At 58.2% G+C, this 26255-nt stretch carries 22 protein-coding genes and 1 pseudogene; 14 read left to right on the forward strand and 9 right to left on the reverse strand.

Going from position 1 to position 26255, the window contains the following annotated elements; all coding sequences use genetic code 11:
* Positions 1-138 precede the first annotated feature (138 nt).
* The 11 genes from JG747_RS34830 to virB11 are packed head-to-tail and all read left to right on the forward strand — an operon-like array spanning position 139 to position 9562.
* A complete protein-coding gene (locus JG747_RS34830) occupies positions 139-921 on the forward strand; it encodes a type IV secretion system lytic transglycosylase VirB1 (protein WP_006329137.1) in 783 nt (260 codons plus the stop codon).
* 14 nt (positions 922-935) lie between these two features.
* Positions 936-1301 (forward strand): pilin major subunit VirB2, encoded by a 366-nt coding sequence (gene virB2 / locus JG747_RS34835; protein WP_199201303.1) that lies wholly within the window; start codon positions 936-938, stop codon positions 1299-1301.
* Entirely contained in the window at positions 1301-1627 is a 327-nt protein-coding gene (locus tag JG747_RS34840) for a type IV secretion system protein VirB3 (RefSeq protein WP_006329140.1), read from the forward strand. Before virB2 ends, JG747_RS34840 begins: the two co-directional genes overlap by 1 nt.
* Positions 1627-3996 (forward strand): VirB4 family type IV secretion/conjugal transfer ATPase, encoded by a 2370-nt coding sequence (locus JG747_RS34845; protein ID WP_199201304.1) that lies wholly within the window; start codon positions 1627-1629, stop codon positions 3994-3996. Before JG747_RS34840 ends, JG747_RS34845 begins: the two co-directional genes overlap by 1 nt.
* 13 nt (positions 3997-4009) lie before the next feature.
* Entirely contained in the window at positions 4010-4684 is a 675-nt protein-coding gene (locus tag JG747_RS34850) for a hypothetical protein (RefSeq protein ID WP_006329143.1), read from the forward strand.
* 57 nt (positions 4685-4741) lie between these two features.
* Positions 4742-5629, forward strand: coding sequence for a type IV secretion system protein (locus JG747_RS34855; RefSeq protein WP_027056320.1), 888 nt, complete (start codon positions 4742-4744; stop codon positions 5627-5629).
* A 26-nt stretch (positions 5630-5655) separates the two neighbouring features.
* A complete protein-coding gene (locus JG747_RS34860) occupies positions 5656-5814 on the forward strand; it encodes a type IV secretion system lipoprotein VirB7 (RefSeq protein WP_199201305.1) in 159 nt (52 codons plus the stop codon).
* On the forward strand, positions 5811-6524 hold the full coding sequence (locus tag JG747_RS34865) for a type IV secretion system protein VirB8 (protein WP_006329145.1): 714 nt from the start codon (positions 5811-5813) through the stop codon (positions 6522-6524). The genes JG747_RS34860 and JG747_RS34865 overlap by 4 nt, the downstream gene beginning before the upstream one ends.
* Positions 6521-7402 (forward strand): TrbG/VirB9 family P-type conjugative transfer protein, encoded by an 882-nt coding sequence (locus JG747_RS34870; RefSeq protein WP_006329153.1) that lies wholly within the window; start codon positions 6521-6523, stop codon positions 7400-7402. Before JG747_RS34865 ends, JG747_RS34870 begins: the two co-directional genes overlap by 4 nt.
* The gene (gene virB10, locus JG747_RS34875; protein WP_199201587.1) at positions 7399-8538 is read left to right on the forward strand and encodes a type IV secretion system protein VirB10; all 1140 of its coding nucleotides are present in this window, start codon (positions 7399-7401) and stop codon (positions 8536-8538) included. Before JG747_RS34870 ends, virB10 begins: the two co-directional genes overlap by 4 nt.
* The gene (gene virB11 / locus JG747_RS34880; protein WP_069091240.1) at positions 8522-9562 is read left to right on the forward strand and encodes a P-type DNA transfer ATPase VirB11; all 1041 of its coding nucleotides are present in this window, start codon (positions 8522-8524) and stop codon (positions 9560-9562) included. Before virB10 ends, virB11 begins: the two co-directional genes overlap by 17 nt.
* 122 nt (positions 9563-9684) lie before the next feature.
* Here virB11 and JG747_RS34885 read toward each other — a convergent pair whose 3' ends face one another.
* The 6 genes and pseudogenes from JG747_RS34885 to JG747_RS34910 form a co-directional block, all read right to left on the reverse strand.
* Entirely contained in the window at positions 9685-12204 is a 2520-nt protein-coding gene (locus JG747_RS34885) for an ATP-binding protein (RefSeq protein WP_199201306.1), read from the reverse strand.
* A 984-nt stretch (positions 12205-13188) separates the two neighbouring features.
* Positions 13189-13799 (reverse strand): annotated as a pseudogene (locus JG747_RS34890) (ISKra4 family transposase); the annotation flags it as partial.
* A gap of 220 nt (positions 13800-14019) precedes the next feature.
* On the reverse strand, positions 14020-14907 hold the full coding sequence (locus JG747_RS34895) for a dihydrodipicolinate synthase family protein (protein WP_167434266.1): 888 nt from the start codon (positions 14905-14907) through the stop codon (positions 14020-14022).
* A gap of 18 nt (positions 14908-14925) precedes the next feature.
* Positions 14926-15564 carry a LysE family translocator gene (locus tag JG747_RS34900; protein ID WP_010914002.1) on the reverse strand — a complete coding sequence of 213 codons (639 nt, stop codon included), beginning with the start codon at positions 15562-15564 and terminating at the stop codon, positions 14926-14928.
* A gap of 84 nt (positions 15565-15648) precedes the next feature.
* Positions 15649-16338 carry a B3/B4 domain-containing protein gene (locus JG747_RS34905; protein WP_199201307.1) on the reverse strand — a complete coding sequence of 230 codons (690 nt, stop codon included), beginning with the start codon at positions 16336-16338 and terminating at the stop codon, positions 15649-15651.
* Between the two features lie 398 nt (positions 16339-16736).
* A complete protein-coding gene (locus JG747_RS34910; RefSeq protein ID WP_199201308.1) occupies positions 16737-17489 on the reverse strand; it encodes a carbonic anhydrase in 753 nt (250 codons plus the stop codon).
* A 681-nt stretch (positions 17490-18170) separates the two neighbouring features.
* Between JG747_RS34910 and JG747_RS34915 the strand changes: the two genes are divergently transcribed.
* Together JG747_RS34915 and glmS are read left to right on the forward strand one after the other, a co-directional pair.
* Positions 18171-18815, forward strand: a complete 645-nt coding sequence (locus tag JG747_RS34915; protein ID WP_199201309.1) for an acyl-homoserine-lactone synthase — start codon at positions 18171-18173, stop codon at positions 18813-18815.
* A gap of 456 nt (positions 18816-19271) precedes the next feature.
* Positions 19272-21095, forward strand: coding sequence for a glutamine--fructose-6-phosphate transaminase (isomerizing) (gene glmS, locus JG747_RS34920; RefSeq protein ID WP_199201310.1), 1824 nt, complete (start codon positions 19272-19274; stop codon positions 21093-21095).
* Between the two features lie 395 nt (positions 21096-21490).
* Here the strand turns inward: glmS and JG747_RS34925 are convergent, their stop codons facing one another.
* Positions 21491-21685: a hypothetical protein gene (locus tag JG747_RS34925; RefSeq protein WP_199201311.1), complete on the reverse strand. Its 195-nt coding sequence runs from the start codon at positions 21683-21685 to the stop codon at positions 21491-21493.
* Between the two features lie 401 nt (positions 21686-22086).
* Positions 22087-23250 carry a porin gene (locus tag JG747_RS34930; RefSeq protein ID WP_199201312.1) on the reverse strand — a complete coding sequence of 388 codons (1164 nt, stop codon included), beginning with the start codon at positions 23248-23250 and terminating at the stop codon, positions 22087-22089.
* A 1333-nt stretch (positions 23251-24583) separates the two neighbouring features.
* Here JG747_RS34930 and hemN point away from each other — a divergent pair.
* Entirely contained in the window at positions 24584-25909 is a 1326-nt protein-coding gene (gene hemN, locus JG747_RS34935; RefSeq protein WP_199201313.1) for an oxygen-independent coproporphyrinogen III oxidase, read from the forward strand.
* Between the two features lies 1 nt (position 25910).
* Here the strand turns inward: hemN and JG747_RS37970 are convergent, their stop codons facing one another.
* Entirely contained in the window at positions 25911-26225 is a 315-nt protein-coding gene (locus tag JG747_RS37970; protein ID WP_446720625.1) for a ZinT/AdcA family metal-binding protein, read from the reverse strand.
* Between the last annotated feature and the right edge of the window lie 30 nt (positions 26226-26255).

Genomic DNA, 26255 nt, shown 5'->3' on the forward strand with positions numbered 1-26255 from the left:
GGACACGAACAAGCTCTTTGCTTCAGTTGAAACCGAAAAAGCTGAACTTGAACATCACGCAGTAACAAACCTGCCCGATAAGCGCGTGCCGGACAGGGCCAGAACCGGTCCGGACGCTTCGAAAGGTAGGGGATAGGAATGTTTATTGCAGCTTGGCCGCTGGCCATCGCCCTGTTGACATCCATGTCATTCCCAGCCGAGCCCGCGCCACTTTCGCCCCGTGAATTCCACGGCCTGTCGCGCAAATGCGCTCCCTGGGTTGCGCCGTCCACGCTCGCCGCGATTGCCAAAATTGAAAGTGGCTTTGAAACGCTGGTGGCTCATGACAACACCACAGGTGAGCAGCTTCGCTGGATAGACCGCCTGGAAGCGACGCGGGGCATCAAGAACCGCCTCGAAGCACAACATTCTGTCGATGTCGGATTGATGCAGATAAACAGCAAGAACTTTTCCTTCCTCAATCTCACGCCGGAAAAGGCTTTCGAGCCCTGCGCCTCGCTATCGGCCGCCGCCCACTTGCTTGAAAGCCGGTATGCCGGCGGCACGACTGCTCCGGCGCAGCAACTGGCGCTTCGCCGTGCCATCTCGGCCTACAACACGGGCGACGTCACGCGTGGCTTCACCAACGGTTATGTACGCAAGGTCGAGTCGGCCGCAAAGGACATCGCGAGTCATCTCGAGCGAACGCTGGAGCCGACCGCTCCAGATGCGCCACACCTTGAGGCATCCGGTCGGAAAGCCGTGCCGGCTCTGCTCCAACAGAGCCAACAGGCCAATGGAAAGCAGCCCAAACAAAATTCTTGGGACATCTGGGGCTCGTATGAGTCAAACCGCTCCGGGGCCGATCCCTCCGGTCCGACAGGCAGCCAGGCTGCGGAAGAGCGGGAACCCTCGAACCCGAACAAACTCGTATTCGATTGAACCATGGAGATACAATGATGAAGCCATTCAAAATAATTCGTGCGCTTAAAACGCGTGTTCCTTCGCCTTTTTCCATGCTGCGCACGACGGCTGAATATGTACCGGCGGCTGCTGCAGGCGCCGCGTGGACGGTCTTCTCCATCGGGCCAGCCTCGGCTCAGGTGACCGGAGGGACGGATCCCGCCAAGATGGTCCAGAATATCTGCACCTTCATACTTGGCCCCTTCGGACAATCACTGGCCGTGCTCGGACTCGTGGCCATCGGCATCTCTTGGATGTTCGGTCGTGCTTCACTTGGCTTGGTTGCGGGTGTCGTTGGAGGGATCGTCATCATGTTCGGCGCAAGCTTCCTGGGCAAGGCGCTCATAGGCGGTGGCTGATGAGCGACCGGTTGGAAGTGAGCACCCTCTATGTGGCGGCGACACGTCCCGCACTGTTTCTGGGGGTGCCGCTGACGCTGGCCGGATTGCTGATGATGTTGGCTGGTCTCGTCATCATTGTCCTTCAAAACCCACTTTATGAAATCGTGCTCGTGCCACTCTGGTTCGGGGCACGGCTGGTGGTTGAGCGTGACTATAACGCCGCAAGCGTCGCGCTCCTCTATTTGCAGACGGCCGGCAGAAGCGTGGACGGGCCGGTCTGGGGTGGCGCGAGCGTCAGCGTCAATCCGATCAGAGTGCCGAAACGCGGAAGAGGAATGGTGTAATGTTTGGCGCCAGTGGCCGGACCGAGAGATCTGGCGAGATCTATCTTCCGTATGTCGGTCATCTCAGCGATCAGGTTGTCCTGCTGGAAGACGGATCGATCATGGCCATGGCACACGTGAACGGCCTGCCCTTTGATTTGGAAGACGCAGAGATGCGCAATTCGCGCTGCCGCGCGTTCAACACTCTTTTGCGCAACATCGCGGATGACAATGTCACGCTATACGCTCATCTTGTGCGAAACAACGATGTGCCGGAGCCGGCATCGCGCCAGTTTCAAAGTGCATTTGCTGGCAGTCTGAGCGAGGCCTATGAGCGCCATGTGCTGTCGGGCAAGCTCTTTCGCAACGATCACTTCCTCACTATCGTCGTGTCCCCCCGCACCGCAATCGGTAAGATCGGCTGGCGCATTGCCAAATCCCCCAGCCGGAATGACAACGATCTGGCCACACAACTGCGAAGCCTGGAGGACCTCTGGCAGATCATTGCTGGCTCACTCGGCGGTTACGGTCTGCGCCGGTTGGGTATTCGCGAGAAAGGCAACGTGCTCTTCACGGAAATTGGTGAGGCGCTTCGGCTGATAATGACTTGCCGGTTTCTTCCGGTTCCGATGGTTACCGGCTCGCTTGGCGCCTCGATCTACACTGATCGGGTCATCTGCGGGAAGCGGGCGCTTGAGATTCGAAGACCCGGGGATAGCTCCGTGGGATCATTGTTTTCGTTCCGTGAATATCCGGCGACGACGCGGCCAGGCATGCTAAATCCCTTACTGTCCGCCAACTTCCCGCTTGTCCTGAGCCAGAGCTTTTCCTTCCTCACTCGGCCACAAGCTCATGCGAAGCTTAGCCTTAAATCCAGCCAGATGACGAGCGCCGGCGACAAGGCTCTCACCCAGATCAATGAACTTGCCGAGGCAGAGGACGCACTGGCAAGCAACGAGTTCGTCATGGGTTCGCATCATCTGAGCCTGTGCGTCTATGGCGACAGCCTCAATAGCCTTGCCGATCGCGCAGCAAATGCGCGCGCAAGGCTGGCCGACACAGGCGCCGTTATCGTCCAAGAGGGTATCGGCATGGAGGCCGCGTACTGGTCCCAACTCCCGGGGAACAACAGGTGGCGCACGCGCCCCGGGGCGATCACCTCGTACAATTTTGCCGGGCTTGTCTCATTTGAGAACTTCCCCAGCGGTTCCAGCTCCGGCCACTGGGGCAAAGCTGTTGCGCGCTTTCGCACAAACGGTGGAACGTCTTTCGACTACATCCCCCATGAGAATGACGTCGGCATGACGGCGATATTCGGACCCGTCGGCAAAGGCAAGACGACGCTGATGACCTTTATCCTCGCGATGCTTGAGCAAAGCGTGGTCGATCGCAATGGCGCCATCGTCTTTTTCGATAAAGACCGGGGTGGTGAACTGCTGGTGCGAGCCACGGGAGGGACATACCTTGCGTTGCGCAGAGGCGCTCCGAGCGGCTTGGCCCCTCTGCGCGGACTGGACAACACCTCCGCCTCGTTGGATTTTCTGCGCGAATGGCTGATGGCCCTCATCGAGAGTGACGGCCGTGGTCCGATCTCGCCGGAGGAAAGCCGTCGACTGGAACGTGGCATTCTTCGTCAACTTTCGTTCGAACCCGCCATGCGCTCACTTGCGGGCCTGCGCGAATTCCTGCTGCACAGCCCCTCGGAGGGCGCGGGAGCACGGCTGCAGCGGTGGTGTAGAGGGAATGCGCTTGGATGGGCCTTTGACGGCGATGAGGACGAAGTCAGGCTGGATGCCTCCATTACCGGCTTCGACATGACGCAGCTCCTGGAATTTGAGGAGGTCTGTGCGCCGGCCGCCGCATATCTTCTGCACCGCGTGGGCGCTGTTGTCGATGGCCGTCGGTTCGTCATGAGCTGCGACGAATTTCGCTTCTATCTGCTCAACCCGCAGTTCTCGGCTGTTATCGACAAGTTCCTGCTCACCGTCCGCAAGAACAACGGCATGTTGATACTCGCAACGCAGCAGCCTGAACACGTGCTTGAATCGCCCCTTGGAGCCAGTCTCGTTGCACAATGCATGACCAAGATCTTCTACCCATCACCGACGGCCGACCGGGCCGCGTATGTCGATGGCTTGAAGTGCACCACGCAGGAGTTCGAGGCAATCCGCCAGGGAATGGCAATTGGCAGCCGCAAGTTTTTGCTCAAGCGCGAGAGCGGGAGTGTTGTTTGCGAATTCGATCTTGGCCAGATGCGCGAGTATGTAGCCGTACTCTCGGGGCGGGCCAACACCGTGCGCTTTGTCGACCAGCTTCGTGACCAGCACGGAGATGCCCCAAGCGGGTGGCTCGACAAGTTCATGACTCGTTACCACGAAATTCAAGACTGACGGAGGAATATTCATGAGATTTCCCACGCTTGCAGCAACGACGCTTGCCGCTTCCTTTCTGCTTAGCGGACAGGCCCGGGCGCAATTTGTCGTCATCGACCCGGCGGTAGTAACACAAGCGGGCTTAACAGCGGTTTCCACTGCGCAGATCCTGATAAAGTCAGCCCAGACGGTCGCTACGACGATGGAAATGGTGGAGATACTAAGGTCGTCATTCGGTGTCACGGGGCTGCTAAGTTCACTGAACCAAGGAAATCACTACCCGTCGGGCAATCAGCTTGAGAGGCAGATGTTTGAGGGTCAGGCGCCAACTTCGATTAAAGCGCGTGCAATTGCGGACAACCCAAACCGGAAAGTCGACGGCACGGATTCAGAAGCGAAACTGTTACAGGGACAAATCGCTGGTGCCATCAATGCCGCAGCTCTTGCGGCCGACACTCTGGGCGTAATGGACAAGCGCCTTAAGGCCAACGACAACACGCTTGGTCAGCTTTCCCGCTCGGGAAATATTGTGCAGGCCACCGTCACCAACGGTCTGGTCCTCAAGCAGATTCATGATGCGATTATCCAAAATGTCCAGGCCACGAGTCTGCTGACGATGGCCACTGCACAAGCGAGCCTTCACGCCGCAGAGGAGGCCGCGATGCAGCGTCGCGAACGCCAGGACACCGCCAGAATGTTTGAGTAGCGACGCTTAGTTCATCCGGCTCATCTGCGCTGATCAGGGGCAAATAAGGTTCACGCAATGGTTTTCAGAATTCCTGCGCCATTCACGGCCATACACGCGATCTTTCATGGGGCCTTTACGGTGGGGCTGCACAAAGTGATTGGAAACGTCCAAGAGGCGGTCAGTGCGCCTCTGGTTGCGTGCGTCACGCTCTGGATCATAATCCAAGGCTTTCTGGTCATGCGCGGTCAAGTCGACGCGCGCGGAGGTATCTCGCGCGTAGTCACGGTATCGATTGTCGTCGCCCTCATCCTAGGGCAGGCCAACTATCAGCTGTACATTGAATCGGTCTTCGACGACACGATTCCAAAGCTTGCCCACCAGATCAGCGGAAGCACCTTGCCCTTCATCGGTATCCCCCAGAAGCTCGACGTAATGTTCGCTGCAAGTCAGAGTGCCTTTCAGCGGATTGCTTCCGAAATTGGGCCAATGAATCAGCAGGACATACTTGCCTTCCAGGGAGCGCAATGGATTTTGTACGGCTCGCTCTGGACAGCGTTCGAGATCTATGATGCCGTTGGAATTCTGACGAAGGTGCTCCTGGCGATCGGCCCCCTCGTTCTTGTAGGCTATCTTTTTGATCACACTCGAGACATGGCTACCAGATGGATCGGGCAACTGCTCTCATACGGGCTGCTGCTTGTCCTCCTCAACATCGTTGCAACGATAGTTATCGCGGCCGAATCAGTCGCGCTGGGAGTCATGCTTGCGGTGATCAAATACAAGGGTACGACAGCAGCCAAGATCATCGGGCTTTACGAGCTCGATATGCTTTTCCTAGCTGGTGACGCCTTGATCGTCGCGCTTCCGACGATCGCCAGCAGCATAGCCGGCGGTTCTTGGGCAGGTGCGAACCAATCTCTTAGCAGCCTCAATCGCCGCATTGCCAAAACGGCAGGTGGTTAATCAATCGACAAGCGCGGTACCTCAACATGAAATACTATCTACTTTTGTCAATACTGGCTTTGGCGGCCTGCAAGACAACCGATAAGCTTGCCACCTGCTCGGGTTCGCCTTTCCAACTGAACGTGGGACAATGGGAAACCTCCCCTGAAGATCTTGAAGTCGAATGTGCGAAAGAGCCCAAGTGAAATTTCCTGAACATGCCCTTCTGGTGGAGAGAGAAACGCTAGCCGCCCACTATAAGAAGGTGGAAGCGTTTCAAACTTCACGAGCGAAGTCTGCGCGGCGCCTGTCAAAGGCCCTCATAGCCTTTGCGGCAGCGGCGGTCCTAGGAAATGTTGCGCAGGCATTTACCATCGCTGCCATGGTCCCGTTGGCCAAGCTCGTACCTGTGTTCCTCTGGGTACGCCCGGATGGAACAGTTGACAGCGAAGTGTCAGTCTCTCGACTGCCGGCAACCCAAGAGCGAGCCGTCATAAATGCTTCGCTGTGGGAATATGTACGCCTGCGCGAGAGCTACACAGCCGATTCCGCCCAATACGGCTATGACCTCGTATCCAGTTTCAGCGCACCGGCTGTGCGGCAGCAATATCAAGAGTTCTTCAATTATCCGAATCCCACCTCGCCGCAAGTCACAGTCGGCAAGCTCGGCAAGCTCGAAGTCGGGCATATTTCCTCAAACGACATCAGTCCGGACGTTCAACAGATCCGATACAAACGCACCCTTTCCATCGATGGGCAGATGCCGTTGGTGACCACCTGGACAGCAACCATCCGCTACGAGCGCCTGACAGATCTGCCTGCCCAATCAAGGCTCACCAATCCGGGAGGTCTACTCGTCACTTCCTATCAAACCTCGGAAGATAGCGTGTCGAACCTGGGTGACGTGCAGCCATGACAAAAAGAGCGTTTCTCGCACTGGCCTGTTCACTACTCTTAACGCTGGAGGCTTCCGCGGAAGACACCCCGCTTGCCGGCAAGCATGATGCGCGGATGCGCTACTTGGCTTACCGTCCCGACGAAGTGGTGCGCCTGTCGACCGCGGTGGGGGCAACGCTGGTCGTCACATTCGCGGCCAACGAGACCGTTGCAGCCGTGGCCGTTTCCAATAGCAAAGACCTGGCTGCGCTCCCACGCGCCAACTACCTGTTCTTCAAGGCCAGCCGGATCCTGCCGCCGCAGCCGGTCGTCGTTCTGGCCGACAGTGAGTCCGGTACCCGCAGATATGTCTTCAGCATTTCAACGAGAGCGATGCCAAAATTAGATGAGCAGCAACCTGACTTATACTACAGTGTGCAGTTCACCTATCCCGGTGATGAGGCCGCTGCTTTGAGACAGGCAGCAGAAAAGCGCTCGATTCTTGGTCAGGCCCGGGCAAAGGTGCTGCAGGAACAGAGGGTTCAGGATTTGTTGAATCGGCCCGGTACAACTGCCAGTTCCGACGAAAGCAATTTTCACTACGTCGCAAAGGGCGATCGATCGCTGGCGCCGCTGCAGGTTTTCGACAATGGCTTTACCACCGTATTTGGCTTCGCAAGCAATTCCCGTATACCCTCCCTCTACATTATCAATCCCGACGGCAAGGAAGCCGCTGCCAACTTCACAGTCAAAGGCGACTATGTTGAAGTATCCGCAGTCGCCCGGGAATGGCGTCTGAGAGATGGCAATACGGTATTGTCGATTTTCAACAGGGCATATGATCCTGTTGGACGAGCGCCGGGGACCGGTACAGTGAGACCCGACGTGTGGCGCGTTTTGAAAGGCTCGGGCCGATGAATGAAACCGGCCCACAGTCGGGACACGATGTAAATGCATCCGCATCGTTGGTCTCGGAGCCGGCCCGCCGGCATGTTTCGGGACCACAGAAATTGGCCGTCGCCGGTCTTGTTCTCATCTCATCTCTGTCGCTCATCTGGCTCGGAAGTCGTCCCAGCACACAAGACGAACCCTCTCAGCCAAACCCGCCAATTTCCCCCAACGCCGAGCCGTTCCGCCCCGTGCCTATTGAGCTTGCTCCCGAACCTCCAGCACCTGCAAAGGCGGCGCAGGCGGCAGATCCTGCGCCATCCACACCGCAACCCGCGGCAGCTGAACCGCCGCCCGAGGAATCACCAATTTTCGCCTACAGCAGCGGCAGTCAAAAGCCCGGCGTGGCTCAGCGGAGCGAAGACGACCACAAGGATGCTCCCGCGACCGCGGATGAGATCTCGATCGGTGGCGATCTGTCAGGCCGATTGAAGCCAGATATACAGGAGCCGAGCCGGGCCACACTTTTGCCGCACCCTGATCTCGTGATTACTCAGGGAACGATCATTCCTTGCCTTTTGCAAACGGCGGTCGACACAAATTTACCCGGCTATGTGAAGTGCGTCTTACCTAAAGACGTCCGCGGCGCCACCAACAATGTCGTGCTCTTGGATCGTGGGACGACCGTGATTGGCGAGATCCAGCACGGTCTCGAACAGGGGGATGCGCGTGTCTTCGTGCTGTGGACGCGCATCGAAACACCTGACCATGCCCTCGTTTCGATAGCATCGCCGGGTGCTGACGAGCTCGGCCGCTCCGGAGTGCCTGGCACGGTGGATAATCACTTCCGGGAACGCTTTGGCGGAGCAATGCTGATGAGCGTCCTTCAAGGCGCGTTCCAGGCGGCCGGTCAATACGCGGCGAGCTCTGGCGGAGGAAGCGGCATCAACAGCTTCCAGAGCAATGGCGGACAAGCCGTCGAGACGACACTGAGAGCGACGGTCAACATTCCGCCAACCCTGAAGAAAAACCAGGGAGATGCTGTATCCATCTTTGTGGCTCGCGACCTCGATTTCTCGGATGTATACGGTCTCACGGCAACTGTCGTGGCGCCAGCCCCCCAACATCGCCAACGCCGGAGAGACAACAATGCGATCGGAGGCTGACCCTCAATTGCGTTTGCTTCTCGACCCCGTTCTGAAATGGCTTGAGGAGCCGAGGACCGAAGAGGTCGCTATCAACCGGCCTGGGGAAGCGTTTGTGCGACAAGCCGGCGTCTTCACGAAACATCCGCTACCGCTAGGTTATAACGATCTGGAGGACATCGCGATTCTCGCTGGAGCGCTGCGCAAGCAAGATGTCGGACCGCAAAGCCCCCTCTGTGCGACTGAGCTGCCGAACGGAGAGCGGCTGCAGATCTGTTTGCCGCCCGCTGTTCCCTCAGGAACAGTAAGCCTGACGATACGGCGTCCTTCAAGTCGTGTGACCGAACTGAAGGAAGTTTCTTCTCGCTACGAATACTCACGTTGGAATCAATGGCGGTCACGAAAACAGCGCCAAGAGCGGCAGGACGAAACTATTCTTCAGCAATACGACGATGGTGACTTGGAGAAGTTTTTGCAAGCGTGTGTTTCGGGACGGCTCACGATGCTGCTTTGCGGACCTACTGGAAGCGGCAAAACGACAATGAGCAAGACTTTGATCAACGCTATACCCCCGCAAGAGAGACTGATAAGTATCGAGGACACGCTGGAGCTTGTAATCCCGCACGAGAACCATGTCCGGTTACTCTATCCAAAGGACCGAGCCGGCGTAGGTGCGGTGACAGCCGAGCAACTGCTGCAAGCGAGCTTGCGCATGCGCCCTGATCGAATATTGCTCGGCGAGATGCGCGATGATGCTGCATGGGCCTACCTTAGCGAAGTCGTCTCCGGCCATGCGGGATCAATATCAACGATCCATGGGGCTGATCCGGTCCAGGGCTTCAAAAAGCTCTTTTCCCTCGTCAAGAGCAGCCCGCAAGGAGCCGCTGTGGAAGATCGAACGCTTCTTGACATGCTGTCGGCTGCCGTTGACGTCATTGTGCCGTTCCACACCCAAGGTGACCTGTACGAGGTGGGAGAGGTATGGCTTGCCGCCGATGCCCGGCGACGGGGAGAGACAGTAACCGACCTCCTTAACAAGCACTAAGGCTAGAACAACGTCTCTGCATCGATAAGTCCATTGTGATGCGACGCGTCGTTTTGTTCTGCTTCGATGTCTTTTGCCAGGCCTTCTCACATTACTTGCATAGAATGAGCGCGTCGGCGGCATCACGCCATCATCATTATACGAATCGCATGCTCTATTGTCCTGGACGAGACCGGTCTCGCTAGCCGAAGGACGAAGGCCTGATTGTCAGATGTGACCGGCATGGGGTCGATGTCACCGATGACTATGAAAGGCACCGCCATGATGGTGGGGCATACGGGCTCGGCCCGTCCTCGCTCGAGGAAAGGCGTCTTCGCCAAAATCAGCAGGTCAGCTGCCTTCCCGCTCTCGATCCAGCCGCAAAGACTTTCGAAGGTCGCGAAGCCGATCGGCTCATAACCCAGCGCGGCGATATTGTCCTTGTGAATCTCCAACTCTGCTGGATCGGGCTCCACGACTGCAATGATTCCGCCGTTGGCCGGTGATCCGTTGTATGGGCCGAAAGTGACGTCAGCGCTGACTGGCTCCTCCTCGGAGGCTGGCAAGTAAATATCAAAGCGCGTACCTCGGCCAACAACCGAGCTGACGTCTAGGCATCCTGCGAGCGCGCACACCTGCCTGTCCACTGCAGCAAGACCCAGCCCGGTCCCGCCGACGCGAGAGCGTGTGGTAAAAAAAGGCTCAAAGACATGCGGAAGTACCGAACCTGCGATTCCTGGGCCATCGTCGCTGATGGAGAGCAGAACGTAATCTCCAGGTCTCAAGGTGCCCTGAGCCAACCGCTTTGTTTCGCAGATGCGGGTCCGAGAAACGCCAACCTCGACACGGCCGTCGTTCAAGACAGCCTCCGATGCGTTCTTGCACAGATTCATAAGGATCTGCTGTATCTCAGTTGGGCTGCCCTCGACAACCGTTTGCCACTCGTTGATCTTGAAATGCAACTGAACATCTGCACGAACTGTAATGCGCAGCAGTGGCGCAAAGTCCATTACAATTTCGGAGATATTGAAAGGCACTGCCACGCGCTTGCGTTTTTGGCTGAGTGCCAAAATCTGGTCAACGATCAGCTTGGCTCGGTGTCCAGCTAAGATGATTTGGTTGATGGAGTTTTGAATTCTCGAGGGCCGACGCACAAGACCTAGTGCGATCTCTGAAAATCCAATTATTGATCCTAAAATATTATTGAATTCATGTGTAGCGCCGCTTGCGATTGTGCCGACAGTCCTCAGCCTTTCCACATGCTCCCATCGATTCACCAGAAGGTCGCGTTCCGCATTTATACGCTGCATTTCAAGATGGTTGCTTAGACGCGCAATAGAACTGGCAAGAACCCGGAGGTCGTCGGCTGAAGGGAGTGAGCGATCTCCTTCAAAGACGAGGATGCAAACGGCAACCTGCTGACCGGAGGCGCTGCAACCAACAATTTGACAAACACCGGAAGAGCCTCTGGCGGTCCGAACCATTTCCGCCGCCGGGATGACGCGAAACACTGGCCGTCCGGCGCGGACAAGTGAAACGAGTTCATCAATAAGCGCGACGTTCCAGACGCGCATGCACGTGTTCGCCACAAAGTACTCGGTATGCCTGATGAGACTCGGATCCACCAGAGTAAGCGCGCATTGGTCCGCATCGAAAACGCGTTGAATGAGTCTAAGGGCTGCTTCGGTGGAACAGCGCGCCGAGGCATTCTTTGCTATACTATCGTTGAAGCGAGCTTCGATCGCGCTCAATTCCTCTTCAAGCTCCAACCTTTTTTCTAACCGGTTGGTCCGCAGATGCTGCCTGAACGCCCTAATGATCGCTGCCAAGCAAAGGCATATGGACACAGAGCCAAAGAAAAGCCACGTACGCTGCGCCTGCGCGCCGGCCAAACTGTAGCCTTTCAGATGCTCTCGCTCCAGTTCGGCAGCCTTGGAGAACGTGTCGAGGGATGCGATCTGATCGGCAGCTTGCTCCAAGCTCCATAAAGAAGACAGGACAGGGCGGAACCTGGCCACGACATCCGCGACAGCTCGGGCCTGGCCCGGAGTAAATCTTTCGAGAAGCTCCATCTGTGAGGCGAGGGTAAGCCCCGGTTCGACTGAAAACACGATCAGTTCGGAGAGTTCAAGCTTGCCGCCCTCAAGGCGGTCAATTGAACGAGCAAGATCTGCGAGAGAGCTTTGCATACGCTGATTATGCTTGACCAAGGCTGAGATGGCAGCCTGCGTGTTTTCGATCGAGTTTACGAGCTGCGCGAGCAATCTGGATTGCCCGGAGGCCTCATCGGGCGAAATCTCGAAATCGCGCTGCAAGTCTGCAAGATTCCTTTGCAATGCCTGTCCGGTAGAAGCAACCGAGTGGTCCACTTCCATGTCGGTCCGAGCACGGGCGACGTCGCGCTGGAGCAATGCATCGTTGATCTGAATCGTTCGCAGCTCGCTTATGACCGCGTCGTTGATCTTGGGGGCCTGCCTCTGCGTCCCGACCAAGAGCGCAATCGAGGCGGCTAAGGCGAGGACAAATGCTTTGTCGCCACTGAGCCATGTTTCCCAAGGAAACGGCGTTCGACCCGCAGCGCATGGGTTGCGAAAGTCTGACCTGAATTCTAGCTCCGCATCGGTTCGGTATGCGGCCGGATGCTGCTGGAACAGGAAAGCCATGTGTACCTCTCCCCTCATAAAGACGGCTTAGACACCGTCGCACTTTGCCCCCTTGGCCCCGCTGACCCTCCGTTGAATTTCGCGGCGATTAGACTTCGACCGTTCTGTTCCGAACTCTGGCCACTCGCGAGCTCGACGCGAACGTGGAAACTGAAGGCACGGCGTTACGGCACGTGAGAACGATCACTGGGCTATCGTGAATGCTGATTTGATAGTTGTTGAGAAGGGAAGGCACCAATGCCAGGCTGACACCGCGTGACGGATTCAATCGAGATTTGCCTGTTTTCGCGCGGCGAGTCGAACCACGCCGATGTTGAAGGTACCGTTGGGTCTCGTCATAATGACCGCAGGAACCGAATACTCGTGAGCCTTCGTTGCGTCAGTCCGCTCAAGCCATCACGCACGCGGCAGAGCTAACTTCCGGCAAGAGTTTCATAGCTGGGCCAACAAATTGCGCCCTATGCCTGACCAGAGTAAGCAGGACGTACGTACGATCGGCATGATCCCCGAGAGCGTTCGCACTGCATCTCTTATCCGGCGAAGGATAGCCCATTGAGCAGCTCACCATCGGTTATGAGATCGAGGCGACACACAAGGCGGGCAACCGGTCGCAGTATTCGGAACTGTCTTCCGAGAGATCATGGAGGGACAGACAAGCCGCACGCTGCAGCAGCCTGGGGATGACACCGGTCGGCCAGCCATTATGCCGCTAACCCGCTTGCGATCTCTGTGCATTGTATCTCCTGCGTGCAGCCCCTGCATTAAGCCAGCGTCGACGACCAGAGCCCACGTTCCACCAAACAAGGGTTAGCTTTCAAGAAGCTGATTGAACAAATTGATTGTTTGGATCGCACGCATCCGAACAATGGATGCAGCTAAATGCAGCGGCGGTTTTCGTTAGATGCGAGCGAGCGTCTCTTGGCAAGAACCACCGCGGGGCGCGGGCGAGGTGAGGGGCTGCACGCCAAGCGCGTCGGGACGGTCATCGAGGATCTGCGTGCGGGTTTGCAGCAGAAGATGTGCGCCGATCCTGCTCCACTGCATCTGCCATTTGTTGGCGACCCGCTTGGAACGGCGTTGACGGTGGCCTTGACGAGGGCCGAAGAGATGCGATCTCCGGACCGCTAACGCTCGCCGTAATTAATCAGGCTGGCACTGTTGGAGGCGATGTAGGCCTGGTGAACTCGCCGATGGCGGTCAGGAACTTGCGCATGTTCGGCTAGCCGTTTCGAGACCTTCCGCGTCGAATTGCAGGTCGGCGATTTCGTGACGGGCCCGATAGACGACAACATGCCAGAGATGCCATTTGATCCTGAGCAGAGTGTCGAGCAGGTCCTGTCCGGTCTGCTCGTCCTGGTTTTCGAGCCCTTGCACGAACTACCGAAGGACCCTGATGCGCACGGTGATATGGAGCCAGTCGGCGATTCTTCCCCACCGTCGGTGATGAAGGTGATATCCTGATTGGCTTGGACGGGCTGCTTCTTGAGATGGTCGAGAATGCGCCGTTGCGGCTCGCGATCATAGCCATAGACGAAACCGATGTAGCGCGGAGCACCCTCTTCAGGCAGCGAGCGGCCTACGATCAGCTCGAAATTCTACTTCTCGTTTGGTCGCGGATGAAAGTTCGATGCGGCTGCAGAACGCGTTTGCGACGGCCGCCCATCTTCCCGGCGCTACCGGAGCACAATAACGTTGCCAAAGCGCGACCAACCCGATCCAATTCTGCGCCGCCCAACTTCCATCTCGAACGGTGCGCGGAACGCCCGCGCGCCGGGGGCCTAACTAGCAGTTGCACTGGGCATGCCCTGTGCTCGGCTATTCGAGCTTCTCCAATGCCTGCCTAATGTCATCTCCGGCGTCCTCCGGCAACGGCAAAATAGGGCGCGGTGGCTGGACGTGCGCCAGACCGAGGTAGTCGGCGATGACGAACATAACGCGGAAGCTGCCGTAGCGTTTGAACAAGGTCCAGAGCGGCCCGAAAGCGCGGTTCAACCGAGTGGACTCCACCGCGTCGCCGGACTGCGCTGCACGCGTCAGCGCAAGCGCCGGGACCGCCAGCAGACCTGCTGCAACGCTGTACCAGGTGTCACATCCGGCAAGCAGGGCATCCGCCGCGCCCCAATCGCCGCTGTATCCGATTGTGAACGTGTCAGGCGTCATCGACCGCAAACGTGCCAGTTCCCCCGCGTAATCGTCATTCGCCGCCAGAGGCATTTTCACCGCGACGATGTTGGACACCTCTGACAGCCGGGCGATCAATGCGTCGCTGAATGTGAAGCGCGTGGTGCTTGGATTGTTATATATGCACAAAGGCAATTCCCCCGCCTCGGCCACCGCGACGAAGTGCTGGAAGACTTCGTCCTCGTTCAGGGGAACGTAGGACATCGGTGCCAGGAGCAGGCCGTCAGCGCCAGCGGATTTGGCATCGCGCGCCAGAGCCTGAGCTTCGTCGGTACGCAATGCACCCACACCCACGACAAGAGGCGTTTTGCCGCCGATGCATTCCACGGCAGCCTGAACGGCACGCTTGCGTTCTTCCCTGGTGAGGTAAGCATAACCGCCCGTGCTCCCCAGAAGGCCGATGGAGTCCGCTCCGGCGCGTTGAATACGCTCGAGAAAACGAGCCAGACCCTCGGTGTCGACATGCCCTTCCGCATCGGTTGGCGTAAGGGGGAACGCCGACAGGCCGCGAAACAAAGTCATCATCCATTCCTTTCGAAACTACATACGGGAAAGCAGCATACGCAGCCCGGCGAACGCGAAGAACATCGCCAACAGACTTTCGATCCAGCGGCGGCAACGGCGATACAGAGCCACCATAGGCGGTGTGGAGAAGACAATGGCGTAGCCGCAGAATATCGTGACACTTAGGATGGCGCAGCCACCCAATATCGCCGCGATGCTCTGCCACGATGAATTCGGGCCGATCCCCAGCGTGACGAGGGCGATCCACGCTAGCACGGATTTTGGGTTCGCCAAATGCATCAAGAGGCCCTTCCTATAGAGCTCACCCCGCGAAAGAGCGACTTGGTCGGTCGATGCGCGCACCGCCAGCTTCTCGTTCGACGTAAGCGCCGACCGTCCCGCCCTGAAGGCGAGGAATAGCAGGTAAAGCCCCCCGAAAACCTGCAGAACGAGCAGTGCCTGGGCGTACCTGGCCAACAGGGCGGAGATGCCGGTGGAGGCCATAAAACCCCAAAAGATCGAGCCGCTGACGACGCCGGAGGCGAGCATGAGCGCAGCACCTCTGCCGCGCGCCATCGCAACCCCCATAATGCGCATGTTGCTCGGGCCGGGGCTCCCTGCGGCAATGACATATGCAGCAAAGACGATGAGCAACTGATGGAGATCGACATTCATTCTCTCAGCCCTTGATAATCTCGATCGGATCGATCGCGCCGGATGCCCCGGGCGGCCATGGATCCGCTCGCTCGACCGGAAACCTCATCGGGCGATGGCAATTTCTTGGCTCGCGATTTTGCAGCCAGGCATCAAGGCATTCAGCCCTCCGACCATGGCATCCGTCGCCTCTGCCAATGCATCGTCCGGCATGGTCTCCAACGCCTCCAGTACGAACCACATCCGGCCTGTTAGGGTCTTCAGGCGGGTTCGAGTGCCCTGTCGCCAGTTCCAGCGTCGGCAGGTGACGCCAATGTCGTCGCGCCAGATGACCTCACCGGGCAAGGGAGGATCGTTGACCGCCTCTCCATTCATCATGGTGTCGAACGTCTCACTCCCGTCAGCGATCGTCAGGTGGGGTCTTCCGACATAGGCGTCAAAATTCTCTCCACCCACCGGGACTGCGTATTTCAGGCTGATGGCGTTGTAGAGATCGACGATCGGGTTGATCGTCGAAAGAGTGCCGTCTTTCAGAACCCGCTTTCTGAGGGCCTGGGCTGAGCACGGCGTACGGTTAGGCTTCGCGCCAAAGACGACGTAGGCGTCGGACCAACTCGCCAGATGAGCTTCTGCCCAAGCCGGGCCATCCGCCAACGCGCAATCGCAGGCTTCACCAAGCAATCGGGGATCGAAACATCCTTCTCCAGCTGAAGTGGCATCGACGTAGACGCTCACGGCTCTAAATCCCGATGCAATATTCTTAATTCGACCGTCGATGATGGGACCCTCAAACATCCAGGCAACTCCATCAGTTCGCGCGCAAGCAATCCATGACCGGCGCGACCAGTCACGATCGCTTCCCTGACTGCAAGCCAATATTGCAGTTTACTGGTCCAAACTAAACTGCCACTTTTGGAGATTTTAATTGGTCCAGTATAAGGAAGGTTCTCGCAGCACGGGAGCGACCCGTCGAATTTATCAATCCCTGATCAAGCAGATCCAGGCCGGAGTGTACGGGTGTCGGTGACGCCACCCAGTTCTCCGCAGCAAGCGGCCCACAAGTTCCCCATGATCCGGTCATGCTGTTGTGAACCCTAGGGCATTATGGTCGATGCCAGCGCCACCAGGGTGGCGTCGTACTGTTCGAAACCCCCCGATTGTTACCGCGGTTTTGCTTGACGCGCGCGATGACCTTAGCTGAGGCCTAGGATGAAGCGCCGATTGGAGGGACGGATCGACCGCGCGTTAGATGCGTAAAGCGTCGTAAACCGCTTGATGTCTGCGGTGTCGACCTCGACCGGTTCCATTGCAACCATCCACTCCACGTTTTCGGTGCAGGGCGGAGTCGTTAATGATCCCTCATAGGTCCAGTAGCCGAGCGAGGCCGGCAAAAGCCCGTTGGGATCGAACTCGTCAACTGCCATCTCCTCGCCGGGCCGGGCCGGAAAGACCTTGGCGAGACCGGCAAAGCTGATATTTGTCGCGCCAGGCGTAAGAAGGGCGCTCAGCACACCCAGAGTATCGCTCTTTGTGTCTTTATGGACAAAATGCGCTTCCATCGGGAAGCTCATGCCCGCCACGTGATGCTCGCTCGGCGCGTGGAAATGCAACTGTGCCAGTTGGTAGACGCGATCCCCGCGGGTCAAGGTGCTGCCTTCCGGCATGTTGATTTGAATGGTGTGGCCGTTGTTCACCATCCTGCCGCCGCCCTTGAGCCAACTGATGTCGATGCGCGGTATATCCGCCTTTACCGTGCCGGCGATGTCGATGGGTGACTGCTGCCTGCCCGCCGAACAGGCGAAATTTCTCGTGTCCAGATCGGCCCAATGCTCCGGCCCGACCGAGCCGCCATATCCCCAATGGGCGCTGGCCGCACGCGCGGTCTGGGCGCAGATCGGGCACACGCCCAGCGCGATGAATCCTCTAATCAGGGTACGACGATGCATATTGCCTCGCTCCTTGATGCGAACCTTATGTCCTTGCTTCCAATTGGTGCAGTCAAGGCACAGCCGCAAGGGCGGGCGTAGGTTGAGCCGCGCCACCAGCGTACACGCCAGCCAGTCCTCGTCGAACTGGTAAACTGGAAGAAGCGTCGCCGCCGGCGATCGTTGGAGGCTACGCTCGCCGGTCCTTGGAAATGGCTGGCGACGTGGCTCAGATTCACCGTGCTGCCGCTGATCAGGCCAACAACCAGCACAGCCGGCGTCGCCGGTCCGGCTGTTACTCGGCGGTATGTGGCGCGTAACGTTGAAGCGGGAGTGTCGGGCAGGCAGTGCATTGCAAAGGATCCCCTCTTTGGCGAGACGAATTCCTCCATTCCAACTGATTCCCGACCTCTCGGCCACCCACTGTGTAGCCTGCCCGCCACGCTCTCCAAGACCATAAAGGCATGGATAAAACTCGCGAATACGCCTTGGAAAGCAGGTCTCAAAGGCCAAGGGGACCTTCCATCTGGAAAATGCCAAGCAAAGCTCGCGTTCGGACGATCCATGCGGTTGCCAGGCTGGCTGCCTCCGGTCAGGCGAGATCCGGATCCTTCCGCGAGGATAGCTGTAAACGTCGACAGGCTGCATCGCTGTGCGCTTTGCCCTTCGATGGCGGGAACACAACCCGCACGGAGGCGACGAATGATTCAGCTGATCACACCTGGCCTCTACAGCGAATTCGCAGGCGAGCTCAAAGAGATGCACGGGCTCAGATATCGGGTTTTCAAGGAGAGGCTCGATTGGGAAGTTCAGACCGGAGGCGAAATGGAAACAGACACCTTTGACGACTTGAAGCCTGTCTATCTGCTGCTCAAGGGATCCGATTGGCGAATTCGTGGCTGCGTGCGCCTCTTGCCAACCACTGGGCCGACCATGTTGCGCGACACATTGCCGGCGCTGCTGGGTGAGGCTGTGGCGCCCGCGAGTCCCGACATATGGGAAAGCAGCCGTTTCGCGCTCGATTTGCCCCCATCAACGCCCAAGGCGGCAGGCGGCCTTGCCCAAGCAACCTACGAGCTCTTCGCCGGCATGATCGAATTCGGCTTGGCCAACAATCTCACCCGGATCGTGACGGTGACCGATACGCGTATGGAACGGATCCTTCGCCTCGCAACGTGGCCATTGTCGCGCATCGGAAAGCCGCAGCCCGTCGGCAAAACGGAGGCGGTGGCCGGGTTTCTCGAGATCTCTCACGCCAGCCTGTTGCGCATCCGCTGGAGGGGACGTCTGAATGGGCCGGTACTGTGGCAACCGATTCTCGGCCTGCCGCACGGCCCATGCGGATAGCCAAGACGTGATGCGTGGCCCCAGGGATCGGAAGAGGGTTTGCTTCTCGTCGCCGAAAGGCGTCATTGCGTCCGGCCTGGAGAAGCAAACCGAGGAATGATGCATGAAGCAGCGTCCGCACAATTGAACGGCGAGATCAAAGAGTGCGCTGGGGCTACCCATTAGCACTCGGCCCAAGTATTCCCCGTCTCCTCCGGCCGGCTTGCATGTTATTAACGCAGGTGAGGGCGCCGGCCATGATATGCGCAGCCCGTTGAAGGCGGAAGCGTACGCCCCGGTTCACATCACCCGCATTGGACTGAGGTTTAGTTCATCCATGGCGTGGATGATGGCTATCCCAACAATCAATTTTACCGAACTGACTGGATTCCATTAGAAGACTCTAACTGAGCGCATGCCGGGCGGTGTCCATCGTCTGCGTCGGCTAAGGCTGCCGGGAAGAATTCGGAGAAGAACATGTGCGGAATTGTTGGCATCGTTGGGCAACAGCCGGTGTCGGAACGCCTGGTCGACGCATTGAAGCGTCTGGAATACCGCGGCTATGATTCGGCCGGCATTGCGACGATCACCGAGGGCACCTTGCACCGCCGGCGCGCGGAGGGCAAACTCGTCAATCTCGAGAGGAGACTCAAGGAAGAGCCGCTGGGTGGTACCATCGGCATCGCCCACACCCGCTGGGCAACCCATGGGCCACCGACGGAACGCAATGCACACCCGCACTTCACGGATGGTGTGGCCGTTGTCCATAACGGCATCATCGAGAATTTCGCCGAACTGAAGGACGAATTGGCGGCGACGGGAGCCGAGTTCCAGACCGACACCGACACTGAGGTCCTTGCGCATCTCTTGGCACGGCACCGCCGGGAGGGCAGGAAGCGTGGTGAGGCGGTGCATGCCATGCTGAAAAGCGTCAGGGGTGCCTACGCGCTTGCCATCCTCTTTGAGGATGATCCGTCGACCATCATTGCGGCGCGCAATGGACCACCGCTGGCGATCGGTCACGGCGACGGCGAGATGTTCCTGGGCTCCGACGCGATCGCGCTTGCTCCATTCACGAATGAAATCACCTATCTCATCGACGGTGACTGGGCCGTTGTCGGCAGGACGGGCGCTGATATCTTTGATTACGACGGCCACCCCGTCGCGCGTCCGCGCCAGACCTCCGTGGCCGTGGCCACTCTGGCCAACAAGGGCAACCATCGCCACTTCATGGAGAAGGAAATCCTCGAGCAGCCCGAGGTCATCGCCGATGCGCTCGGTCATTATATCAATTTCATCGAAAATGGTGCCGATGCGGTTTTTGGCATCGACTTCGCCAAGATCCCGAGCTTGGCGATCTCTGCCTGCGGCACCGCATATCTCGCCGGGCTGATCGGAAAATACTGGTTCGAGCGCTATGCGCGCCTGCCGGTCGAAATAGATGTTGCATCCGAATTCCGGTATCGCGAGATTCCGTTGTCGCCGCAGTCTGCGGCTCTGTTCATTTCACAGTCGGGCGAAACCGCCGATACGCTGGCATCGCTGAGGTACTGCAAGCAGCTTGGGCTGAAAATTGGCGCTGTCGTCAATGCGCGCGAATCGACCATCGCTCGGGAGGCCGATGTGGTCTTCCCGATCCTTGCCGGCCCAGAGATCGGCGTCGCCTCCACCAAGGCCTTCACCTGCCAGCTAGCCGCTCTTGCCGCACTCGCCATCCACGCAGCCAAGGCCCGCGGAACCGTGACCGAAGATGAGGTGCAGGCGCTCGTCGAGAGCCTCACCGAAATGCCGCGCCTCATGAGGCAGGTACTGGACAGCATCCAGCCGGAGATTGAGCTTCTGTCGCGCGAACTGTCAAAGTGTCATCATGTCCTTTATCTCGGCCGTGGCACAAATTTCCCACTGGCGATGGAGGGTGCGCTGAAGCTCAAGGAGATTTCCTACATCCACGCCGAAGGCTATGCGGCGGGTGAATTGAAGCACGGTCCTATCGCATTGATAGACGAGAACATGCCAGTGATCGTCATCGCGCCACATGATCGCTTTTTCGACAAGACCCTCTCCAACATGCAGGAAGTGGCCGCCCGCGGAGGGCGCATTATCCTCATCACCGATGGAAAAGGGGCAGCCGCATCGAAACTCGATACGATGCACACGATCGTGCTGCCGGCCACCGACGAGATTATCGCGCCGATGATCTTCTCCCTGCCGATACAGCTTCTTGCGTACCACACGGCGCTCCTCATGGGCACAGATCTCGACCAGCCACGCAACCTGGCAAAATCAGTCACCGTCGAATGATGTGACGCCTTCATTAGTCGCAACGCTCGCCCATTCGGAAAAACTCCAAGCACTTCAACCGGCGCTCGAGCGCGCCGCTACCGTCTTGCCGTTATTTGCTGGAGCATGCCGTTTAGCGACGATTGGTTATCCCTTTGGCCTCCCCTCACGCTGCTTGGCTGTGCCTACGGGCAAACCCGGTCGAGAAAAGCATCGAATACGCAGCAATAGCGCTAACCACAAAGCGATCCTCCTGCCGCATGCGGATAAAACCCTTCGCTGTCCACTATTTCGTCCTCGCTCGATGATTGCGGCTCGCCGCGGTCTTCGTCGGTGAGACGGTTGCCCTTTGACTTTGCCAGGCGGCCAGCTGCGATGTGCGGGCTGTAGGAATCCCGTGTAACCTCGTTCTGGATCTAACGCTCACCGATAGGCCCGGCCAGTCGCAAGAGGACCTGGCGATGATCGGACACTTCCAGGAACCGCTCGATGGTTCGGTCGAGCGCGAGAATCATGAAATCGTGGCCGCACGGCACGAGATTGGGCGAGACAAAGACATGGTCGATCAGCGACTTGAAGGGCGCCTTGACGCAGGTGATTTGCTTGTCCAAAGCATCCTGCGCGGCGAGCGCGGTCAGGCCGGCGGCGGTCAGCGCGGTCTCCGGAAGTCAAGGTTGCATTGAGTCGCCGCCGATTCAGTCGTTATCGAAGCTGGGATACTGGGCGAGTTCGGCGATTGCTTCGGCGATCACGCGCCCACCCATCTGCCGGCGGCCTCCACCGTGTCGCCGGACTGCGCCGCACGCGTCAGCGCAAGCGCCGGGACCGCCAGCAAACCTGCCGCAACGCTTTACCAGCTGTCACATCCCGGCAAGCGGGGCATCGGCCGCGCCCTAATCGCAGCTGTATCCGATTGCAAACGTGTCAGGGCTTATCTGCCGCAGGCGTGGCAGGTCCCCCGCATAATCGTCATTCGCCGCCTGAGGCCACCGAGATGAAGCTCTTCCTCCCGTTAGAATGAACGTTCGAAACGGAGGATGCCGCCGACACTGCTCTTTTTGTTGGCATTAGCCCAGCTAATGGAAGGGTCGACCTTGCCGACGGCGAAGTCGCCGTAGCGGTCATAGTCGAGTTCGGCTGTAATTGTGAAATCTGCAAGAAACGCATAGGCAACGTTTGCAGCGACACCATAGTTCCTGAGCTGATCACCCGAGAGCTGAAGATTCAACGAAGTTGTCTCATTGAGCTTGTAAGTGGCGCCGGCCCAGAAAGCCCAGTTACCGCCCCAACTTTTGTAGAACCCGCGACCATGAGCGTCGATTGCGTTAGTGACGTCATCGTTGAGCTTGCCGCTGAAGCCGTAGCCGAACATTCCGAATAGCGAGAGTTGGTCGGTAACATAGACGTCGATGCGGACCTTGCCGGCGACCGATTCGTAGTTGCTATCATAAGCGACAACGCCGGTGATCGCGCCCCAGTGTTGTGTGTATTTCACTCCGCCGACTAGGTGCGGAACGTAGCTGTCGATGGTGCCGACCAGGCCCGAGCCTTCTTCGAGTGAAACCACAGCCGAAAAGCCGTTACCGGCGTCAAAGTAGTACTGAACCACATTAGTATCGAAGGCGCCGTGCGGGATAAGCATCTGATTGAGCACGTCGCCCGCGTAGCCAATAAACATGTCGAAGGCGGACCAGTCCTTGCCAACTCGGAGGCCACCAAGCTGAACCCAGGCAAAAGTCAACGTGATGCCTTGGCTGAAGGCATAGTATCGAGGACTGTCCGAACCGGAATAGGCGGTGTGCTTGCCGTATTTCATGCGGGTCTCGATGTAGGTCTGCAATGTACCGAGTTCGGTCTCTTGCCCGGTCCAAGTTTTGAATGTGAAGCGCGTGTTGTTTTGCCATATGCCCTGGGCCTCGCCAGTCTTCACATCCGTGGTTCTAGCTTGGTCATACGATACGACATCGCCGAGGCCGATGTCGTAACGGACATAGCCGCCGATGCGCAGGCAGGTCTCGGTGCCGGGGATGTAGTAGTAACCAGCGCCGTAAACGTCGCAGATCTTGACGTATTCAACGGGCTCAGGCTCGGCCAGGACGATGGCGTCGGCGGCTCGGGCACAGGAAACGGCGATCAGGGCCGCAGCTGAGCCGAGCAGGAGGCTCCTGATGTTCATTCTTGATCTCCGTTCAAATATTGAAGAAGGGGACGTCAACGAACGAGCCAGCCCTTCCTGTCCCCACAATCGAAAACGATGCACATCGCGCTGCGCCTATCGCAGTGTGACACACGGATCATAATAATTATTCAACAACAGGGGCGATGAAGCTGAATCATACTTTCACACGATAAGTTGTTGTTCTCATATCACCTGCTTGAAATGCCCGGGGAGGAATCAAACACTTCCGAGTCGATCGCCATGATTATCTCCGATAGCTGCGGGCGTACCGTCACAACGGCTTCGAAAATCACCCCGCAAGTGACGTGCCAACCTCACGACCAAGCTACGATTGACACTCAAGTTGCCGTCGGACCTTGGTTTGCGTTTCCTTTTTTGCTCTGAGGGTCAAGCTGAGCACGAAAAGCAAATGTTTCGGACATGGTTCGTCTGTTCGCTTCGCGACAGTATCGTTCAATGGCGATAGCTTTTGTTTGTTTTGAGCCTCGACATTGTTGACATCATGCGAGTGCACCGCTCGGTACGTCAGCCGAGATGCCCCACTGATGCCGACATGCCTAGGCGTAGGCGTCCTCGTTAGGCGAAGGGCCACACCTCGGCGGTGGCGAGGTGCACCAGCTTTCCAGTTAGTCCGGACAAAGTGGTTCCGAAAGGCGGGAAGGTCGAGACGAGCCGTTGTAAGCCCCTCTCTGAATCGGAAGCCGTGCATGGGCCATTTTTGTTTTTACGGAAGCACATGCGAATTCGCTCGATTGTCAGTTGCCAGCGATGCTTGAGTTGCGCTTCACTCCGGCGCTTTGCCGGGCCACAGGAGCGCGATTTGTCGGTGATCATGCGCCTGGCGTAGCGCTACTTTCTAAATTGGTTCATCAGGCTTGCAGCCTTGGCAGGGGCGGACCGGGACGGTCTCCTCGAGCACAATTCCCGCTCTGACAGACGGTGCGCCACAGTGCCGGCAATTAATACGACGAACTCATCGAGATGCCAGGTATCGCTACGTGACGCCGTCTTACGCACCAGCCGGCGAGCAAAAGTCTGGTCCCAACGCCGAATCGACTGGTCGGATGGGGCATGCTGCGTTCCATCGGACGCTGAAGGGAGGGGATAGGATAGGATAGTAGCACCAAACGGTGTGCGGGAAAGTCTCGACGGGAAACCCATGGCGCTTGTCGCTGACCAGCGCGTGCTCATACCATCGCTGTCCAGCCAAGGCTGAATGGGGCTATCGCTGCGAAATAATCGGGCCCAAAGCGGACCGGACTGATATAGCGCAAAGACACAGGAGAGCGCAGTGGTAAGGATGGAAGGCAACAACATGGGACGGTAACTGTTGCAGATCACAAAACATCGCGAAGCCCGCCTGCCTTGGTACACCATCTATCCGACTGTCGCGGAGTTCTCTGGGGCGGTCGGCGCCGACGCTTATGAGGAATGGCTCAGGAACCTACCGGCTAACGATCCGGCGTCACTCTACTTGCACGTTCCGTTCTGCCGATCAAAGTGCTGGTATTGCGGCTTCCCCACCACCATCACCCGCCATGATGCGCCGATCGTTAATTATCTGGCGGCGCTGCGTGACGAGATACTTTTGGTCTCGGAGCACGCGCCGCAGGCGCTGCCCGTGAGCGATGTGCATTTCGGCGGCGGAACGCCAACTCTCATGGGGCCAGTTGAGTTCCTCGCCCTGACGGAATTCCTGCGCCGCCACTTTGCGCTTGCGGAAACAGCTACGATCGCCGTCGAGATCGATCCACGCACGTTCACGGCCGATATGGCCGAAGCCTTGCAAGCAGCCGGCGTGAACCGCGCGAGCCTCGGCGTGCAGAGCTTCGATCCCATTGTTCAAAAAGCGATCAACCGGGTCCAGAGTGAGGCGCAGACGGCGGCTGCCGTCGAAATGCTGCGTCGGCATGGAGTGACAAGCATCAACTTCGACCTCATCTTTGGTCTCCCGCATCAAACGGTGCAGTCTTGCGTCGAGACCACGAGGGCGGCGGTCGCCATGCGCCCCAACCGGCTTGCGGTGTTCGGCTACTCGCACATTCCGTCCTTTATTAAGAATCAGCGCCTCATCGAGGAGGCATCGCTTCCGGGCAGCGCTGCCCGCGCCGAACAGGATGCGGCCATTGCCGTGACGCTGATTGCCGCCGGCTACCGAGAGATCGGGCTCGACCATTTCGCCTTGCCGGACGACGATCTCGCGCTGGCACAGAAAACCGGTCGCCTGCGGCGCAACTCGCTGGGCTACTCGGCCGACACCTGCAAAACCCTGATCGGTTTCGGCGCGTCGGCTATCGGGCGTGTCGGCGAGGGCTACGTCCAGAACGAGGTTACACGGGATTCCTACTGCCGGCACATCGCAGCTGGCCGTCTGGCGACGTCAAAGGGCTACCGTCTCACCGACGAAGACCGCGCGCGAGCCGCAATCATCGAGCGACTAATGTGCGATCTCGAGGCCGATGTGCCGGCAATCTGTGCCGCCCACGGATCTGATCCGATCCATTTTCTCGATTCAGCTGAACGCTTGGCGATGCTTGCCAAGGACGGGATTGTGGACATCGAAAAGGGTTTTGTCCGCGTACGGCGGCAGCATCGCTTTGCGATGCGCGTTGTCGCTGCCGCATTCGACGCTTTTCTCGACCGGGTTGCCCGCTGAGTCAGCCAACCAAGTGTGAGGAGGCCAAGGCGACGCCCATGCGGTTTCCTTTCTTCGAGGTCAGGATTTCACAGCCGTCGCCGGCGTAGCAGGCCTCAAGCGGCTTCCCGCCCTCGAAGAAAGCCACGGTGTCGCCATCGATCGTGATCCGCTGGAATTGGTGCGATAGCCGATCTCGTAGTAGGCGCGTACTCATCTGCGCTCTGGTCGCCGCTCTCCGCCTTATAAGCCATGACTGGATCGAGGGTTCCATCGTCAGGAAGGGATAGACCAACCGCCAATCCCGGATCCAAATTCGACAGGGCGTCGTCCTCAAATGTAGATCGGCTGGACCGCGGGATCGTGG

This window comes from Mesorhizobium sp. 131-3-5, from assembly GCF_016756575.1.
Lineage (GTDB): Bacteria > Pseudomonadota > Alphaproteobacteria > Rhizobiales > Rhizobiaceae > Mesorhizobium > Mesorhizobium jarvisii.